The following is a 17,354-nucleotide window of genomic DNA, read 5'->3' on the forward strand; positions in this document are numbered from 1 at the left end:
CCGCGGCAACCGCAACCCCGGGCACCAGAGAACGCACGTTATCCACAGCCCCCGCACCCGCCCGCGCAGCGACGTACGCTGGATAACCCCCGGCCCGTACCTCGCGTCGGGCCCTTCGTGTTGCCCACCCCGGACGGAAGCGCCCCCGAATGAGCCTGCACGGTCTGCTCGACGCCGTAGTCAAGGACACCGCCCTCGCGGAAGCGATCACGGCGGCCGCAGACGGCAACCGCATGCACGTCGACCTGGTCGGCCCCCCGGCGGCCCGCCCGTTCACGATCGCCGCCCTCGCCCGCGGCACCGACCGCCCGGTGCTCGCGGTGACGGCGACGGGCCGCGAGGCCGAGGACCTGGCGGCGGCCCTGCGCTCCCTCCTCCCCCCGGAGGGCGTCGTGGAGTACCCGTCCTGGGAGACCCTCCCGCACGAGCGCCTCAGCCCGCGCAGCGACACCGTGGGCCGCCGCCTGGCCGTACTGCGCCGCCTCGCCCACCCGCGCGCGGACGACCCCGAGACGGGCCCGGTCTCCGTCGTCGTGGCCCCCGTCCGCTCGGTCCTGCAACCCCAGGTCAAGGGCCTCGGTGACCTGGAGCCGGTGGCCCTGCGCACCGGGCAGACCGCCGACCTCAACACCATCGTCGACGCCCTGGCCGCCGCCGCGTACGCGCGCGTGGAGCTCGTCGAGAAGCGCGGCGAGTTCGCCGTACGAGGCGGCATCCTGGACGTCTTCCCGCCCACCGAGGAACACCCGCTGCGCATCGAGTTCTGGGGCGACGACGTCGAGGAGATCCGCTACTTCAAGGTCGCCGACCAGCGCTCCCTCGAAGTCGCCGAGCACGGCCTGTGGGCGCCGCCCTGCCGCGAACTCCTCCTCACCGACGACGTCCGCGCACGCGCGCGTGCCCTCGCCGAGGAGCACCCGGAGCTCGGCGAACTGCTCGGCAAGATCGCCGAGGGCATCGCTGTCGAGGGCATGGAGTCCCTCGCGCCCGTCCTCGTCGACGACATGGAGCTGCTGCTCGACGTCCTGCCCAAGGGCGCCATGGCCGTCGTATGCGACCCGGAGCGGGTGCGCACGCGGGCCGCCGATCTCGTGGCGACGAGTCAGGAGTTCCTGCAAGCCTCCTGGGCCGCCACGGCCGGGGGCGGCGAGGCGCCCATCGACGTCGGCGCGGCCTCCCTGTGGTCCATCGCGGACGTCCGCGACCGCGCGCGCGAGCTGGACATGATGTGGTGGTCGGTCTCGCCGTTCTCGGCCGACGAGACGCTCGACGCGGACACCCTCAAGCTCGGCATGCACGCCCCCGAGTCCTACCGCGGCGACACCGCGAAGGCGCTCGCCGACACCAAGGGCTGGCTCGCCGACGGCTGGCGCACGGTCTTCGTGACCGAGGGCCACGGCCCGGCGGCCCGCACGGTCGAGGTGCTCGGCGGCGAGGGCGTCGCGGCCCGCCTGGAGGCCGACCTGGGGGAGATCTCCCCGTCGGTCGTCCATGTCGCCTGCGGCTCGATCGAGTACGGCTTCGTCGACCCGGTGCTCAAGCTCGCCGTGCTCACGGAGACCGACCTGACGGGGCAGAAGGCGGCCGGCAAGGACGGCGCCCGGATGCCGGCCCGCCGCCGCAAGACCATCGACCCGCTCACCCTGGAGACCGGCGACTACATCGTCCACGAGCAGCACGGCGTCGGCCGCTACATCGAGATGGTGCAGCGCACCGTCCAGGGCGCCACGCGCGAGTACCTGGTCGTGGAGTACGCCCCCGCCAAGCGCGGCCAGCCCGGCGACCGGCTCTACATCCCCACCGACCAGCTGGAGCAGATCACCAAGTACGTCGGCGGCGAGGCGCCCACGCTGCACCGCCTGGGCGGCGCCGACTGGACCAAGACCAAGGCGCGGGCCAAGAAGGCCGTCAAGGAGATCGCGGCCGACCTGATCAAGCTGTACAGCGCGCGCATGGCGGCGCCCGGCCACGCCTTCGGCGCGGACACCCCCTGGCAGCGCGAGCTGGAGGACGCCTTCCCGTACGCCGAGACGCCCGACCAGCTGACGACCATCGCCGAGGTCAAGGAGGACATGGAGAAGTCGGTCCCGATGGACCGCCTGATCTGCGGCGACGTCGGCTACGGCAAGACGGAGATCGCGGTCCGCGCCGCCTTCAAGGCGGTCCAGGACGGCAAGCAGGTGGCCGTACTGGTCCCCACGACCCTGCTGGTCCAGCAGCACTTCGGGACGTTCTCCGAGCGCTACTCGCAGTTCCCGGTGAACACCCGGGCCCTGTCCCGCTTCCAGACCGACACGGAGGCGAAGGCGACCCTGGAGGGCCTGAAGGACGGCTCGGTGGACATCGTCATCGGCACCCACCGGCTGTTCTCCTCGGAGACCAAGTTCAAGGACCTGGGCCTGGTCATCGTCGACGAGGAGCAGCGCTTCGGCGTCGAGCACAAGGAGCAGCTGAAGAAGCTGCGCGCGAACGTCGACGTGCTGACGATGTCCGCGACCCCGATCCCGAGGACCCTGGAGATGGCGGTCACGGGAATCCGCGAGATGTCGACGATCACGACCCCGCCCGAGGAGCGCCACCCGGTCCTGACCTTCGTCGGCCCGTACGAGGAGAAGCAGATCGGCGCCGCGATCCGCCGCGAACTGCTGCGCGAGGGCCAGGTCTTCTACATCCACAACCGGGTCGAGTCGATCGACCGGGCGGCCGCCCGGCTGCGCGAGATCGTCCCCGAGGCGCGCATCGCGACGGCGCACGGCCAGATGTCGGAGCAGGTGCTGGAGCAGGTGGTCGTCGACTTCTGGGAGAAGAAGTTCGACGTTCTCGTGTCGACCACGATCGTCGAGTCCGGCATCGACATCTCCAACGCCAACACCCTGATCGTGGAGCGCGGCGACAACTTCGGCCTGTCCCAGCTGCACCAGCTGCGCGGCCGCGTGGGCCGGGGCCGCGAGCGCGGTTACGCCTACTTCCTGTACCCGCCGGAGAAGCCCCTCACGGAGACGGCCCACGAGCGCCTGGCCACCATCGCCCAGCACACCGAGATGGGCGCGGGCATGTACGTCGCCATGAAGGACCTGGAGATCCGCGGCGCGGGCAACCTCCTCGGCGGCGAGCAGTCCGGCCACATCGCGGGCGTCGGCTTCGACCTGTACGTCCGTATGGTCGGCGAGGCGGTCGCGGACTACCGCGCCTCCCTGGAGGGCGGCGTGGAGGAAGAGCCGCCGCTGGAGGTCAAGATCGAGCTCCCGGTCGACGCGCACGTCCCGCACGACTACGCGCCCGGCGAGCGCCTCCGCCTCCAGGCCTACCGCTCCATCGCCTCCGCCAACACCGAGGAGGACATCAAGGCCGTACGAGAGGAACTCACCGACCGCTACGGCAAGTTGCCCGAGCCGGTCGAGAACCTCCTCCTGGTGGCGGGCCTTCGGATGCTGGCCCGCGCGTGCGGCGTCGGCGAGATCGTCCTGCAGGGCAACAACATCCGCTTCGCGCCGGTGGAGTTGAGGGAGTCCCAGGAGCTGCGGCTCAAGCGGCTGTACCCGGGCACCGTCATCAAGCCGGCGGTGCACCAGGTGCTGGTGCCGCGCCCGAAGACCGCGAAGGTGGGCGGGAAGCCGCTGGTCGGGCGGGAGTTGCTCGGGTGGGTCGGGGAGTTCCTGGCGTCGATCCTGGGTTCGTGAGCCGGGCGGGGTGCGGTACGCGGCCGCCCGGACACGACCTAGTCGGCCGCGACCCGCACCTCCGTGTTCTGGCAGGCGTGCAGCAGCCACCTGCCGTCGTCCTGCCTGGTCATGACGTACAGCGGGGCGCCCTCCGTGTCGCCCTTGGGCGAGTGGTAGACCTGCCGGACCTTGACGGCCGCCACGTCGGGCCGCAGGAACTGTGTGTGCACGACCTCGTAGGTGACCTCGCCGTCCCAGGTCGCCGTGGGCAGCACGGCTCGGGTGAACTCGGCGATCGCGTCGAGGCCGATGAGGACCTTGCCGTGGGCCGTGGTCCAGAGGGCGTCGGGGTGGAAGAGGGCGAGGAAGCCGTCGGGGTCCTTGGCGCGCTGGGTGCGTTCGACGGTGGCGACGACCTGCTCGATGGCCTTGAGGTCCGCCTGTTCGACGGACTTGTCAGTGGTCTCCGTAGTCATGCGGATCACTGTGATACCTCATGTGGACTTGAGGTCAAGTGTCGTCCCGGAACTCCTTGCGGAACAGCATTGCCGCCAGCGTCCGGAACACCTCCTCGGGATCCTTGTCGCCGACCGGTCCGTCGAGGTTGTGGCTGAGGAGCAGCGTCGCGAAGCCGTGGGCCAGGGACCAGGCCGCGACGCCGGCCAGACGGGTGTCGATGCCGAGGTTCTCGGGCCGTACGGCGGAGACGGCGCCGCGCAGTGCGTCGCTGACGAGGGCGCGGGCCGTGGCCAGTTCGAGGTCGTCGGCGCGCAGCAGTTCGGGGGTGAACATCACCTGGAAGTGGGCGGGGTGCTCGCGCGCGAAGCGGACGTAGCGAACCCCCGCGTCCTTGAGGTCCCCGGCCTTGTTGAGCGTGTCCGCGAGCAGCCCGAGCCCCTCGGCGGCGATCGCCGTCAGTAGGCCGGTGCGGTCCTTGAAGTGATGTGCCGGTGCCGCGTGCGAGACGCCGGCACGGCGGGCGAGATCGCGCAGGCTAAGTGCGTACGGGCCGTCGACGGCGATGACGTCCAGCGCCGCGGTGACGATGGCGCGGCGCAGATCGCCGTGGTGATAGGGGCGGCGGACGGACGGTTTCTCGGGGGCCATGGTCAGCAGCGTACGCCCAATCTAGGCATTGACAAGTTCGGGTCGCGCCGGGCAATCTTGTCAGTGTCAAGTTGTGGGTCTCGGGATCCGCGTCATCAGACTGGGGGAGTCGCGTCATGATGAAGCACGACGGCGATCCGGCATCGGGTCGCGTACGTCAGCTGTGGCACCTGCTGGAGCCCCTGCACGCGGTGCTGTATTACGCGCCGGAGGTCTTCGAGGAGGCGACCGCGCTCGGTTACGCCACCGAGAAGCGCTGGCCGAGCTACTTCCCGTACCGGGCCGCGCCGTTGGGGGCCGTCGGGGCGGAGCAGGTCGCGTCCGCCTTCTACAGCTTCAGTCCCCGCATGGTCGCCGAGCACATCGGCCCCGCGTGGAAGATCGCCGGTCCCGAGGCGCTGCTGCGGGCGAGGGTGCGGGGGATCGACCGGGCCTACCGCGCGATATTCGGCGACCGGACGGACAGTCCCGAGCTGGCGAAGGCCGCGGCCCTCGCCCGCCGTGCCGCCGAGGCGGCCGACACCGCGGGCCGCCCGCTCGCCGCGGCCAACGCCGCCCTGGACTGGCCGGAGGCGCCGCACCTCCAGCTCTGGCACGCGGCGACACTCCTGCGTGAACACCGCGGCGACGGCCACATAGCGGCCCTGCTGGTGGCTGGTCTCGATCCCGTGGAGTCGCTCGTGTCCTTCGCGGCGATAGGGGCCGCCTCCGTGGAGCGCTTCGAGAGCCGAGGCTGGAGTCCCGAGGAATGGGCGGCCGCCAGGGGCCGCCTGACCGCCCGAGGTCTGGTCGACGCCGACGGTACGGCCACGGATGCGGGCCGTGAACTGCGCCGCACCGTCGAGGAACACACCGACCGGCTCGCCGCCGCACCCTGGCAGGTCCTGACGATCGAGGAGATCGACTGCCTCGTGGCGCTGCTCGGCGAGTTCTGGGTGGCGGTGCTGTCCTCCGGTCTGCTGCCGTCGGAGACGACGTTGGGGATCGGCAAGGTCTGAGCGAGCCCCGGTGAACCGGCGCGGGGTCGGATGCCGCCTTTCGGCAGTCGTGGGGGAGCCGGCAGTCGTGGGGGAGCCGGCAGTCGGCAGTGGCCGAAGGTCGGTGGTGGTCAGTCGCTGGTGACAGCACGAAGCCGCCCGCGGGAGGCGAGTCTCCGCGGACGGCCTCAGTTCTCAAGGTGGTTCGAGCGAAAGCCCGGCCGTACCGGCGGGCACCGGACCCGGCGTCGGGGGTGCGTCCTCAAGGGCTGCCCCGGGCCGGCGGCGTCCCCGGCGGCGCCGTGACCGGCGGGGCTCAGGTCCACCGTGGTCTGCGGCCTTACGGCTGCTCGGGCCTGTCGCGGTCCACGCCGAGTTCGCGCTCCATCCGCTGCTGCGCGTCGTCGACCTGGCGCTCGTACTTGTCGCCCGTCTTCTCGTTCGCCTTCCGCTCCGCCGCATCGGACATGTCACTGGCCCTATCCTGCGCGTGGCGGTTCTTGAACCTGTCGAAGATGCCCATGCAGAGCTCCTTCCGGAGGTGATTCACCACCGACGATACGCCCGAGTTGTGAAGTATGCGCGATTGGCCCGTTACTGGTCTGTACCTCTTGAATGCCGCCGCGCGCCGGGTCGCTACCGTGTTCGCGACGGTGTACCAGGGAAGGCCGTCCTGTGCGGGCGGAACGGGCAGCAAGGGGAGGGCGCGTCGTGATGCGTCTCAAGGGCGGGGCGGCGAGCGCCGCGGCGATGCTCGGCATGGTGCTGGTGCTGACGGGGTGTGAGAACGTCGACCTGCCCGTGGACAGCGAGCCCTCCGGCTCCGTCCCGGCCACGGGTACCGGCCGTGCCACCAGCCCACTCGACAACCCGGACGGGACGAAGCCGGGCCTCGCGCCCCTCACCTCGGACGCCGACCGCGCCGAGGCGCGGGCCCTCATCGAGAAGGTGACGACGAAGGGCCGCGGCCCCAGGACGGGCTACGACCGGGACGAGTTCGGCTACGCGTGGATGGACTCCGCGCCGGGCGGGGTCCCGTTCGCCCGCAACGGCTGCGACACCCGCAACGACCTCCTCAAGCGCGACGGCGAGGACGTCCGCTACCGCTCCGGCTCGGACTGCGTCGTGAGTTCCATGACCCTGCACGACCCGTACACGGGCCGGACGATCGAGTGGGTCAAGTCCCGCGCCACGGCCGTACAGATCGACCATGTCATGCCGTTGTCGTACGACTGGCAGATGGGCGCCTCCCACTGGCCGAAGGGCAAGCGCCAGGACATCGCCAACGACCCCCTCAACCTCATACCGGTCGACGGCCCGGCCAACAGCTCCAAGGGCGACTCCGGTCCCGCCTCCTGGCTGCCCCCGAACAAGCGGATCCGCTGCTCGTACGCGGTGCGCTTCGCCCAGGTCTCGCTCAAGTACGAACTGCCGGTGACGGCCGCCGACAAGGAGATGATGCTGCGTCAGTGCGGCGGATGACGTGCGGGGACGACGTGCGGGGGACGACGCGTGACGCAACGGCGCGAGGGGCTGCCGAGCGGTGGAGGCGGTGCGCCCGATGCGCCCGGTGCACGGAAAACGGCTGTCCGGTGCAGCCGCCCCGCGCTTACGGTGACGGCATGGAGCTGAAAGTATCGAGCCTCGCCGAACGCCCCGAGATGCTGGACCGGGTCGTCCGGATGGCGAACACCTGGCCGCAGTTCGCGATCCAGGACCTCGTGGGTGACGCCCACTACGGCCGGATCCCCCGTGAACTCCCGGAGTACGCGCTGTTCGCCGAGGACGAGCACGGGGAGGTCGTCGCCCACGCCTACAGCGTGCCGTTCGCCCTTGCCGCCGAGGGCCGTGGCCGGCTGCCCGCCCGCGGCTGGGCCCAGGTGCTGGTGTGGGCCTTCGACGACCTGCGCCGCGGCACCCCGACCGACACGGTCAGCGCCATTTCGGTCGTCATCGCCCCGCACGCCCAGGGCGCCGGCTTGTCCGCCTTGATGCTCTCCGCGATGCGCGACAACGCCCGGGCCCACGGCTTCCGCGAGGTCGTCGCCCCCGTCCGCCCCAACGCAAAGCACCTCGAACCGCACACCCCCATCGAGGAGTACGCCCGTCGCGTACGCCCCGACGGCCTGCCCCACGACCCGTGGCTGCGCGTCCACGCCCGCGCCGGCGCCACCATCGACTCCGTCGCCCCGGCCTCCATGACCGTCGTCGGCTCGCTGGAGCAGTGGCGCGGCTGGACGGGCCTGCCCTTCGACACCGCGGGCGACGTCGAGGTCCCCGGCGCGCTGGTGCCGGTGCGGTGCGAGCCGGAGCGGGACTGCGCGGTGTATGTCGAGCCCAATGTGTGGATGCGGCACCCGCTGTGATTCCGCGTCCGCGGTCACCCCGCCAGGGCTGCCGCACGGGCGAGTTCGAACGCGGGCTCGACGCCGAGTTCCTTTCGCAGGCGGCGCCGGAATTCCTGGTACACCTCCGTGGATCTTCCCGGCGCTCCCAGTGTCATGTGGGCGCGTGCAAGCACTGGCCGTCGAACCCGCTCTGGCGGCCACGGGGGACTGGCTGGCGGGCATCGACATCGGCCCGTGGCTGCCGTTCCCGGCGCTGAGCGACTTCCAGGGGCAGTCCGGCGGTGTCGCCTTCCCCGGCGGCCCCTACCTGGCCTGTCTCCATGTGGCGTGCCTGACGGCGGCGTTGCTGGCGGCCGCGATCAAGGTGCAGGACCGTCGGGAGCCGTGACAGCGTGCCCGTGGCGCACCGCGTGACCTCGAACCCCCCTGAACTCCGGGAAGGCCCCGATGCTCCCCGCAGCGGGAAGGCCTGCCCTTCCCGGTGCGCAGACGGGGCCGCATCGTCACCCAGCGGCATCTCCGCACGGCGCTGCGCCTCGGCGAGACCCTGCGCCTGACCGCCGACCTCGCCCCGTCGCCCGCCGACGCCGCGCAGCCCGCCAGCCGGCCGCTCACCACCCTCGGCGAACTCGCGCGCGGGGGCGCCCTGATGATGCGGACCGGCGGAAACGGCGGCCACGCGCGCGTGCCCGTTCTCACCGACCATGACGTGCTCGCCGGAACGGCCCCCTCCGGGACCCTGCCCGAGAGTGACGAGGAGGCGGTGCTCACCGAGCCCGGTGACGTCGTCGTGCCGGTGGTCGGCGGCGGCTCCATCGCGCGCGTGATCGACGAGACGACCGGCGGCGCCGCCCTGGGGCGCAACCTGGTGCTGCTGCGCCCCGATCCCACGGCGCTCGACCCCTGGTTCCTCGCCGGCTTCCTGCGCGGCACCGCCAACAACCGCCAGGCCAGCAGCTACGCCTCCACCGCCACCCGCCTCGACGTGCGCCGCCTCCAGCTGCCCCGGCTCCCGCTGGACGAACAACGCCGCTACGGCGCGCGCTTCCGCGCACTCGACGAGTTCGAACGGGCGCTCAGGCACGCGGGCCGGCTCGGCGAGCAGCTCGTCCGCGGCATGTACGACGGCCTCACCGACGGGACCGTCGCACCCGACTGATCCGGAAACCAGGCCACTGATCCGGAAGTCAAGCCTCCACTCGACCTGCGCCGTCGTGCGAAATGATCAGCACGACAACGGTTCGGTACAACCGGTGACCGTATGTCGGTGTCGACCTATACGCTCGAAGCGACAATCGCACGACCGAGGTTGTCCCGCACCGGGCAGGCGCGGTCGACCTCGTACGCCCACTTCAGGCATCAGGAGCAGCCATGCACGGCCACGGCTACACGCAGCCGGTGAAGCAGCCGCCGCCGACCGGGTGGCTGGTCTTCCTGCGCGTGTTCTTCGTCGTGATCTCGGTGCTGAGCTTCGGCCTGCTGATGTGGACGATGATGCTCCGCCTGGCCATCGTGACCCGCAAGGCGCTCGACTGGGCCCTGTTCGCGGCCTCGATCGTGGTGGAGATCCTCGGTCTCTACCTGATGGGTTCCGAGCCGGGCGACGAGATCCACACCGTGGGCGGCTGGACGGGCTTCGTCCTTGTCCTGGGCGGCTTGGTGCTCTCGATCTCGTACTACCTCTCCGCGGACATACGCCACTTCCACCAGCTCCGCTTCTCCGGTTACCCGGCGCAGCAGCCCCCGCCCCCGGCCTACGGCTATCCGCAGGCCCAGTCGCCGTACAACGCCGCGACCGTGCCGCAGTCGCCCCCGATACCCCACACGCCGATACCGTCGGCACCCCGCGACGCCGCCCCCCACAGCCCCGTACCGCCGCCCCCGGCCCCGCAGCGCCCGGCGCCCGCCCGCATCGACCAGGTGCGCGCCGAGCTCGACGAGCTCAGTGACTATCTGCGCCAGCACGACAGCCGGCCGGACGGCAACCACGAGGGCGGAAGGTGACCGTGGCGACAGGACGTGTCGTCGCAGGCCGCTATGAACTGTCCACGCTCATCGGACAGGGCGGCATGGGACAGGTCTGGACGGCGTACGACGGGCGGCTCGACCGGCGCGTGGCGGTGAAGCTGCTGCGTCCCGACAAGGTGGCGGGCCAGGAGGCGGACGAGCTGCGCCGGCGGTTCGTGCGCGAGTGCCGGGTCACCGCACAGGTCGACCACCCCGGCCTCGTCACCGTGCACGACGCGGGCAGCGAGGGCGAGGAACTGTTCCTCGTCATGCAGTACGTCGACGGCTCCGACCTCTCCGACCATCTCGCCGAGCACGACCCGTACCCCTGGCAGTGGGCGGTCGCGGTCGCCGCGCAATTGTGCGCCGTGCTGAGCGCCGTGCACGCCGTGCCGATCGTCCACCGCGACCTCAAGCCCCGCAACGTGATGGTGAAGCAGGACGGCACCGTCACCGTCCTCGACCTCGGCGTCGCCTCCGTCATGGACGCCGACACCACCCGCCTCACGCACACCGGCACCCCCATCGGCTCGCCCGCCTACATGGCCCCCGAGCAGGCGATGGGCGGCGCGGTCGGCCCGTACACCGATCTGTACGCACTCGGCGTGCTGCTCCACGAACTCCTCAGCGGCGATGTGCCGTTCTCCGGCTCGACGGCGCTCGGCGTGCTCCACCGGCACCTGTACGAGCCCCCGCTGCCCGTGCGCCGTATCCGCCCCGAGGTCCCCGAGGCGCTCGAAGCCCTGGTGCTGCGCCTGCTCGCGAAGGACCCGCAGCACCGCCCCGCCTCCGCGCAGGAGGTCTACGAGCACCTCGCACTGCTCCTGCCCGCGCGCGGCACGCCCACCGGGGCGCCCCTCGACCCCACCCGCCCCTTCCTGCGCCCCCACGCCCCCTGGCCGGACCGCGCCCGCACCCCGGCGCCCCAGCCCGCCCCGGTCTCGCCCGTTCCCGAGAAGGCCGAGAAGCCGGACGTCGCCCGCGCCGTCGACGAGGTCAAGCGCCTCCTCGGCGAGGGCCGCATCACCCAGGCCGTCGACATCCTCGGCGCGATCCTGCCCACCGCCGCCGAACAGCACGGCGAGCACTCCCCGGTCGTGCGCACCCTGCGCAAGCAGTACGCCGCCACGCTCATGGACGACGGCCAGTACCGGCGCGCACTGCCCGAACTGCGCCGCCTCGCCGACGAACGCGCCGCCGAGGCCGGCCAGGCCGACCCGCAGGCCCTGCGGTACCGCTACGACGCCGCCCAGTGCCTGGAACAGCTCGGCGAACCGGCGGCAGCGCTCGCCGAGTACCGCGCGCTGCTGCCGTACTACGAGAACCAGTACGTCTCCGGCGGCGACCCCGAACTCGCCCACGACGTCCGCCGCCGCATCGGCCACCTCCTCCTCGCCCTCGGCGACCGCCCCGCCGCCCACGACACCCTGGCCCGACTCCTGCTCGACGTGGAACGCCTGCACGGCCCGGCCCACCCGCTGGCGGGCGAGGTGCGGCGGACGCTGCAGTGGCTGGGGCAGGTGCGCGGCTAGCCACACGCGACCCGCAGTCCCCGCCCGACCCGTAGCCCCGGGCTTCTGGGCGAGGCAGGACACGCGCCAACCCGGTTACGGCTCTCGTGCCGGGAAGCGCACCACCCTGTCGGCCCAAGCACAGCGCAGCGCTCGGTGCCCGAAGTCCTGGTGAATCGTTGGTCGAATGGGTTGGCCAGAGCTTGCCCACTGCCTACCATCGATCACCGCAAGACTTTGTGCACCGTCGCACAAGCTCTTCCTCGGGAGGTCTCCTTGCACCGCCGCCGTCGCACCGCGCTCCTCCTCTCCGCCGCGATCGCCGCGGCGCCGCTCCTCACGGCCTGCGGAAACGATGCGCACCCTGGCGCGGCGGCCGTGGTCGGCGGCCAGCGGATCACCGTCGCGCAGCTGGAGAACAGGGTGGACGGGGTACGCGCGGCACAGCGCGCGGCCGTACCGGACGAGGCACAGTACGCGCAGGTCGTCGCCAAGTCCGGCACCCTCCCGCGCGACGTCCTGCACACCATGGTCCTCGACCGGGTGCTGCACCGCGCCGCCCAGGACGCCGGCGTGACCGTCACCCGCAAGGAGCTCCAGGGGATGCGTGCCGACCTGGAGAGCCAGGTCGGCGGCGCCAAGGCGCTGGAGGCGGCCTGGCTCCAGCAGTACGGCATCCCGCCGCAGCGCCTCGACGAGAACCTCCGCCTCCAGCTCGAGGCCCAGAAGCTCGCCACCTCGCTCGGCACAGACACCGGCAAGCCCGCCTTCTGGAACGCCCTGTCCGAGGCGTCCAGGAAACTCGACATCGACCTCAACCCGCGCTACGGCACCTGGGACGTCAAGAAGAGCAGCCGGGCGGACGCGAAGACGCCGTGGGTGCGTGAGGTGACGGCGGCGGGGATCCAGCAGCCGATGTGACGGCAGACGGCGGCCCCCGGCCTGTGGACAACTCGGGGTGCCGTCGGCGACGTGGGTTACGTTCGGATCGTGAACGCAACCAGCTCCGAAGCCGCCCCCGGCCGCATCGTCCTGCTCACCACCAGCCACCGGGTGGCGCCCGGCCTGCTGTCCTGGCCCGCGTGGCAGGCGCTGCACGGCGCCGACCGCGTGCTGTGCGCGGACGGCGCGCACCCGCAGCTGCCGTATCTGCGCGAGGCCGGGATAACGGTCGACGAGGCCGCCCCGACCGCCGAGGAACTGATCGCCGCCTGCGCGGGCGGCCACACGGTCGTGGTCGTCGCGACGGGCGAGGGTGAGCCGGCTCTGACGGACGGCCTGGCACGACTCGCGGGCTCGGGACGCGTCAGCATGCCGGAACTGGAACTGCTCCCCGCCTCCTACGACCTCCCGGGCGCCCGCCTCCTCGACCTCGTCCAGGTCATGGACCGCATCCGCGCCGAGTGCCCCTGGTCCTCCCAGCAGACCCACAAGGGCCTGGCGAAGTACGGCATCGAGGAGGCGTACGAACTGGTCGAGGCGATCGAGGACGGCGACCGCGACGAGCTGCGCGAGGAACTGGGCGACGTCCTGCTGCAGGTCGTCTTCCACTCCCGTATCGCGGAGGAGGACCCGCAGGCCCCCTTCTCCATCGACGACGTCGCCGGCGGCATCGTCGCCAAGCTCATCCACCGCCACCCGCACGTCTTCGGCGACGAGACGGCGACGACCCCCGAGGAGGTCAAGGAGCACTGGCTGCGCACGAAGGCCGTCGAGAAGCAGCGGGAGTCGGTGACCGAGGGCATACCCCTGGGCCAGCCGGGCCTCGCCCTCGCGGCGAAGCTGGCGTCGCGGGTGCGTACGGCGGGCCTGGAGGTGCCGTTGCCGTCGGGCGAGGGCGTCGGGTACGAGCTGCTGGCCATGGCGGTGCGGGCGGAGGCGGCCGGGGTGGACCCGGAGGCGGCACTGCGGGTTGCGGCGCGGGCGTTCCGGGACGAGATCCGTCAGGTGGAGAGCGAGGGCAGAGGTCCGGTGACCTGACACCGGACGCGGTCCGGTCCGTCCACGCCCCGGCAGCGTGCGCCTTCCGCCTGGCTGCTCTCCCGCCCGGGGACCACGCCGCGCGGAACGTGCTCGCCGGGCGGGCGGATACCGTCAAGGAGTGACCGACCGACCCAGCCGCACCAGCCCCACCCCCGAACCCCCCGACCTCTTCACCTGGGAGTTCGCCACCAACCCCTATCCCGCCTACGCCTGGCTCCGCGAGCACGCCCCGGTGCACCGCACGCGCCTTCCCAGCGGCGTAGAGGCCTGGCTGGTCACCCGCTACGGCGACGCGAAGCAAGCCCTCGCCGACAGCCGTCTGTCCAAGAACCCGGCCCACCATGACGAACCGGCCCACGCCAAGGGCAAGACCGGTATCCCGGGCGAGCGCAAGGCCGAGTTGATGACGCATCTGCTCAACATCGACCCGCCCGACCACACCCGCCTGCGCCGGCTCGTCTCCAAGGCCTTCACGCCCCGCAGGGTCGCCGAGTTCGCCCCGCGCGTGCAGGAGCTCACGGACCACCTCATCGACGGGTTCGCGCAGAAGGGGAACGCCGATCTCATCCACGAGTTCGCCTTCCCGCTCCCCATCTACGCCATCTGCGACCTGCTCGGCGTCCCCCGCGAGGACCAGGACGACTTCCGGGACTGGGCGGGCATGATGATCCGCCACCAGGGCGGGCCGAGGGGCGGCGTCGCGCGGTCCGTGAAGAAGATGCGCGGTTATCTCGCCGACCTCATCCACCGCAAGCGCGAGGCACTCCCCGACGCCCCCACCCCCGGCGAGGACCTCATCTCCGGCCTCATCCGCGCCTCCGACCACGGCGAGCACCTCACCGAGAACGAGGCCGCCGCCATGGCCTTCATCCTGCTGTTCGCCGGCTTCGAGACGACCGTCAATCTCATCGGCAACGGCACCTACGCCCTGCTCACCCACCCCGAGCAGCGCGCCCGCCTGCAGACCTCCCTCGCCGCCCACGACACCGCCCTCCTGGAAACCGGCATCGAGGAACTCCTGCGCTACGACGGCCCCGTCGAACTCGCCACGTGGCGCTTCGCCACCGAGCCCCTCACCATCGGCGGGCAGCACATCGCGGCCGGCGACCCCGTTCTCGTCGTCCTGGCCGCCGCCGACCGGGACCCGGAGCGGTTCGCCGACCCCGATGTCCTGGACCTCGGCCGCCGCGACAACCAGCACCTCGGCTACGGCCACGGCATCCACTACTGCCTCGGCGCCCCGCTCGCCCGTCTGGAGGGCCAGACCGCCCTCGCCACACTCCTCACCCGGCTGCCGGATCTGGAACTCGCCGTGGATCCGGCCGAGTTGCGCTGGCGCGGCGGCCTCATCATGCGCGGACTGCGCACGCTTCCGGTGGAGTTCACCCCGCTTGGGTGAGTTCGTCCGCCACCGCAGACGTGACGCGCGCTCAAGTCTGTGATCTTCACGTGATCTGCGCGGCATTAACTTGTGACAAGTGATCGTCTGCCGATAACTTCACGGATCAACGATGGCGCACAGGTTTTCGGGCGCCGTGTTCACTGCTGTCTCGCGAAAGGTCCCCGCATGCTCTCCGGGAACGGTCGTCACCGACGCCCCCGTCAGGCTCCGGCTCTCCTCGTCGCGGCCGGAGTGACCGGCTCCGCCATCGCCATCCCGCTCCTCGGCGCCACGGGTGCGAGCGCCGCCGACGGCAGCGTCTGGGACAAGGTGGCCGACTGTGAGAGCGGCGGCTCCTGGAGCGCCGACACCGGCAACGGACGCTACGGCGGACTGCAGTTGACCCAGGAGGACTGGGACAAGTACGGCGGCCTCGACTATGCCGCGAGCCCCGACCTGGCGAGCCGCTCCCAGCAGATCGCCGTGGCCCAGAAGATCCTCGCGGACCGGGGTGTCGGCGCCTGGCGCACCTGCGGACTGCTCAGCGGGCTCACCAAGGAGTCGGGCTCGGTCGACCTAGACACCGGCGTGGAGGAGGACTCCCCGTCCGAAGTATCCGGATCCTCCGGATTGCTCGATTCATTGAACTCATCCGGCTCATCCCAGTCATCCGGCTCGTCGGGTTCGTCCGGTTCGTCGGAATCCGATGAGTCGTCGAACAGCTCCTCGGACTCCTCGAGCTCCTCCAGTGCCTCGAATTCGCCCGGCTCGTCGAGCGGTTCTTCGGGTGATTCGTCCGAATCGTCCGAGAATCTCTCCTCTTCGCCTGCTTCCCCCTCCACGGCCGACAGCTCCGCAAAGTCCGGCACATCCGACGGCGCGGAGATCTCCCAGTCGCCCGACGGCTCCCCCACGGGGACGCCGACAAGTGACGACCAGGGCAACTCGGAGCAGGGGGCGGGCTCCTGGGGTCTTGTCGACACCGGCGCCGTCGACGCCGCGAAGGCCGATTCCGCGGCCGGCTCCGGGCGTCATCGCGGTGCCAGTGCCGACGAGAGCGGGGCTGCCGACGGCGCCGTCAAGTCCTCCGGCCGCCATGCCTCGTACACCGTCCGTGCCGGCGACACTCTCGCCTCGATCGCCGACTCCCTTGACCTCGACGGCGGGTGGCGGGCGCTGTACCAGGCGAACAAGCAGGACATCGGCGCTGACGCGAACCACATCTTCCCCGGTCAGACCCTCGAAGTCCCTGCCGAATAGGGCGAAAAGCAGCGGGAGTTCGCGCCCCACTTCGCTCCTGAATGTCCGTTTTAGCTGCAGTGAGAGATAGATCTCAGAAGCCCTGATCGTCTTTGTAATTCCGGGAATCGAGTGTCTACGGTCGTGATCGCTCGCCACCAGTGCGAGCCCCGACAGCCGTCACGCCGAATCCTGCCGGCGGCCGTACGGGAACAGTCGTCGCGTCAAGCGCCGTAGGCAGGAGCGGGGGACCCAAGGTTTGCGCCGGGTCCGGCAGTTGAGGCCCTTCGGGGCCGCACGGCCGGAGTCGGCTTGGGGTGAAGTCGCGCAGCGGGAGCCGGAAGGCGAACGTGCGCGGCCGGGCAACTCAACCGGCCCGAACCCGACAGCTCACCTCGCAGGCGTCGGTGAGGGGATCTCTCCATGCTGTTTTCCAGCAAGGGCAAGCACCGTCGTCCGTCCAAGGCCGCTCGCGCCATCGCCGTCGTCGGCGTCACCGGCGCCGCCGCCGTCGCCGCCCCGCTGATGGCGGCCGGCAGCGCCTCGGCCGCCACCGCCTCGGAGTGGGACGCCGTCGCCCAGTGCGAGTCCGGCGGCAACTGGTCGATCAACACCGGCAACGGCTACTACGGCGGTCTGCAGTTCTCCGCCTCCACCTGGGCCGCGTACGGCGGCACGAAGTACGCCGCCACCGCCGACCAGGCCACCAAGGCCCAGCAGATCGAGATAGCCGAGAAGGTCCTCGCGGGCCAGGGCAAGGGCGCCTGGCCGCACTGCGGCACCGGCCTGTCCAGCGCCGCCTACACCGGCTCCTCCGCCGGCGGCTCCTCGCAGAGCAGTGAGAGCACCACCCGCTCCACCGAGCAGCAGTCGGCCTCCCGCTCCGCCGAGCGTCCGGCCGCCGAGAAGAAGTCGAGCAAGACCGTCACCACCCCGACCGGCAAGAAGGTCAAGAAGGGCGACGGCGAGTACAAGGTCGTCAAGGGTGACACCCTCAGCACGATCGCCGAGAAGCAGAACGTCAAGGGCGGCTGGGAGAAGCTGTTCCAGCTCAACAAGGACATCGTCGAGGACGCCGATCTGATCTACCCGGGTCAGCAGCTGCACCTGAAGTAACAGTGCCTCGGTAGCTGAACCAC

General features: G+C 71.3%; 16 protein-coding genes, 1 pseudogene and 1 riboswitch. Of the genes and pseudogenes, 13 read left to right on the forward strand and 4 right to left on the reverse strand.

Going from position 1 to position 17,354, the window contains the following annotated elements; translation table 11 throughout:
• Positions 1-149 precede the first annotated feature (149 nt).
• On the forward strand, positions 150-3,680 hold the full coding sequence (mfd, locus tag ACIBAG_RS06690; RefSeq protein WP_399101689.1) for a transcription-repair coupling factor: 3,531 nt from the start codon (positions 150-152) through the stop codon (positions 3,678-3,680).
• A 38-nt stretch (positions 3,681-3,718) separates the two neighbouring features.
• Here the strand turns inward: mfd and ACIBAG_RS06695 are convergent, their stop codons facing one another.
• Both ACIBAG_RS06695 and ACIBAG_RS06700 read right to left on the reverse strand, forming a co-directional pair.
• Positions 3,719-4,138 (reverse strand): SgcJ/EcaC family oxidoreductase, encoded by a 420-nt coding sequence (locus tag ACIBAG_RS06695; RefSeq protein WP_399101691.1) that lies wholly within the window; start codon positions 4,136-4,138, stop codon positions 3,719-3,721.
• A gap of 34 nt (positions 4,139-4,172) precedes the next feature.
• Complete coding sequence (locus ACIBAG_RS06700; protein WP_399101693.1) at positions 4,173-4,769, reverse strand: TetR/AcrR family transcriptional regulator; 597 nt, start codon at positions 4,767-4,769, stop codon at positions 4,173-4,175.
• 116 nt (positions 4,770-4,885) lie between these two features.
• Between ACIBAG_RS06700 and ACIBAG_RS06705 the strand changes: the two genes are divergently transcribed.
• Positions 4,886-5,767, forward strand: coding sequence for a hypothetical protein (locus tag ACIBAG_RS06705; RefSeq protein ID WP_399101695.1), 882 nt, complete (start codon positions 4,886-4,888; stop codon positions 5,765-5,767).
• Between the two features lie 319 nt (positions 5,768-6,086).
• Here ACIBAG_RS06705 and ACIBAG_RS06710 read toward each other — a convergent pair whose 3' ends face one another.
• Entirely contained in the window at positions 6,087-6,269 is a 183-nt protein-coding gene (locus tag ACIBAG_RS06710; protein WP_399101697.1) for an Rv0909 family putative TA system antitoxin, read from the reverse strand.
• A 191-nt stretch (positions 6,270-6,460) separates the two neighbouring features.
• Here ACIBAG_RS06710 and ACIBAG_RS06715 point away from each other — a divergent pair, with 191 nt between their 5' ends.
• Positions 6,461-7,228, forward strand: a complete 768-nt coding sequence (locus tag ACIBAG_RS06715) for an HNH endonuclease family protein (protein WP_399101965.1) — start codon at positions 6,461-6,463, stop codon at positions 7,226-7,228.
• 140 nt (positions 7,229-7,368) lie between these two features.
• Positions 7,369-8,112: an N-acetyltransferase gene (locus ACIBAG_RS06720; RefSeq protein ID WP_399101700.1), complete on the forward strand. Its 744-nt coding sequence runs from the start codon at positions 7,369-7,371 to the stop codon at positions 8,110-8,112.
• A gap of 14 nt (positions 8,113-8,126) precedes the next feature.
• Here the strand turns inward: ACIBAG_RS06720 and ACIBAG_RS06725 are convergent, their stop codons facing one another.
• Positions 8,127-8,249 (reverse strand): BTAD domain-containing putative transcriptional regulator, encoded by a 123-nt coding sequence (locus ACIBAG_RS06725; protein WP_399101702.1) that lies wholly within the window; start codon positions 8,247-8,249, stop codon positions 8,127-8,129.
• A gap of 8 nt (positions 8,250-8,257) precedes the next feature.
• On the opposite strand from ACIBAG_RS06725, the gene ACIBAG_RS06730 reads away from it, so the two are divergent.
• From ACIBAG_RS06730 to ACIBAG_RS06770, 9 genes and pseudogenes are all read left to right on the forward strand, one after another.
• A complete protein-coding gene (locus tag ACIBAG_RS06730; protein WP_399101704.1) occupies positions 8,258-8,482 on the forward strand; it encodes a hypothetical protein in 225 nt (74 codons plus the stop codon).
• Positions 8,483-8,626: 144 nt separating this feature from the next.
• Positions 8,627-9,253 (forward strand): annotated as a pseudogene (locus ACIBAG_RS06735) (SAM-dependent methyltransferase); the annotation flags it as partial.
• 212 nt (positions 9,254-9,465) lie between these two features.
• Positions 9,466-10,098 (forward strand): hypothetical protein, encoded by a 633-nt coding sequence (locus ACIBAG_RS06740; RefSeq protein WP_399101707.1) that lies wholly within the window; start codon positions 9,466-9,468, stop codon positions 10,096-10,098.
• Between the two features lie 38 nt (positions 10,099-10,136).
• Positions 10,137-11,633, forward strand: coding sequence for a protein kinase (locus ACIBAG_RS06745; protein ID WP_399101967.1), 1,497 nt, complete (start codon positions 10,137-10,139; stop codon positions 11,631-11,633).
• A 255-nt stretch (positions 11,634-11,888) separates the two neighbouring features.
• The gene (locus ACIBAG_RS06750) at positions 11,889-12,533 is read left to right on the forward strand and encodes a SurA N-terminal domain-containing protein (protein ID WP_399101709.1); all 645 of its coding nucleotides are present in this window, start codon (positions 11,889-11,891) and stop codon (positions 12,531-12,533) included.
• 69 nt (positions 12,534-12,602) lie between these two features.
• Positions 12,603-13,592 (forward strand): nucleoside triphosphate pyrophosphohydrolase, encoded by a 990-nt coding sequence (locus tag ACIBAG_RS06755; RefSeq protein WP_399101711.1) that lies wholly within the window; start codon positions 12,603-12,605, stop codon positions 13,590-13,592.
• Positions 13,593-13,713: 121 nt separating this feature from the next.
• Positions 13,714-14,994 (forward strand): cytochrome P450, encoded by a 1,281-nt coding sequence (locus ACIBAG_RS06760; protein ID WP_399101713.1) that lies wholly within the window; start codon positions 13,714-13,716, stop codon positions 14,992-14,994.
• Between the two features lie 168 nt (positions 14,995-15,162).
• Positions 15,163-16,236, forward strand: a complete 1,074-nt coding sequence (locus ACIBAG_RS06765) for a transglycosylase family protein (RefSeq protein ID WP_399101715.1) — start codon at positions 15,163-15,165, stop codon at positions 16,234-16,236.
• Between the two features lie 198 nt (positions 16,237-16,434).
• Positions 16,435-16,634, forward strand: a riboswitch (cyclic di-AMP (ydaO/yuaA leader).
• A gap of 4 nt (positions 16,635-16,638) precedes the next feature.
• On the forward strand, positions 16,639-17,331 hold the full coding sequence (locus ACIBAG_RS06770) for a transglycosylase family protein (RefSeq protein WP_399101717.1): 693 nt from the start codon (positions 16,639-16,641) through the stop codon (positions 17,329-17,331).
• The last annotated feature ends 23 nt before the right edge of the window (positions 17,332-17,354 follow it).

It is taken from the genome of Streptomyces sp. NPDC051243, assembly GCF_044455405.1.
Classification (GTDB): Bacteria; Actinomycetota; Actinomycetes; order Streptomycetales; family Streptomycetaceae; genus Streptomyces.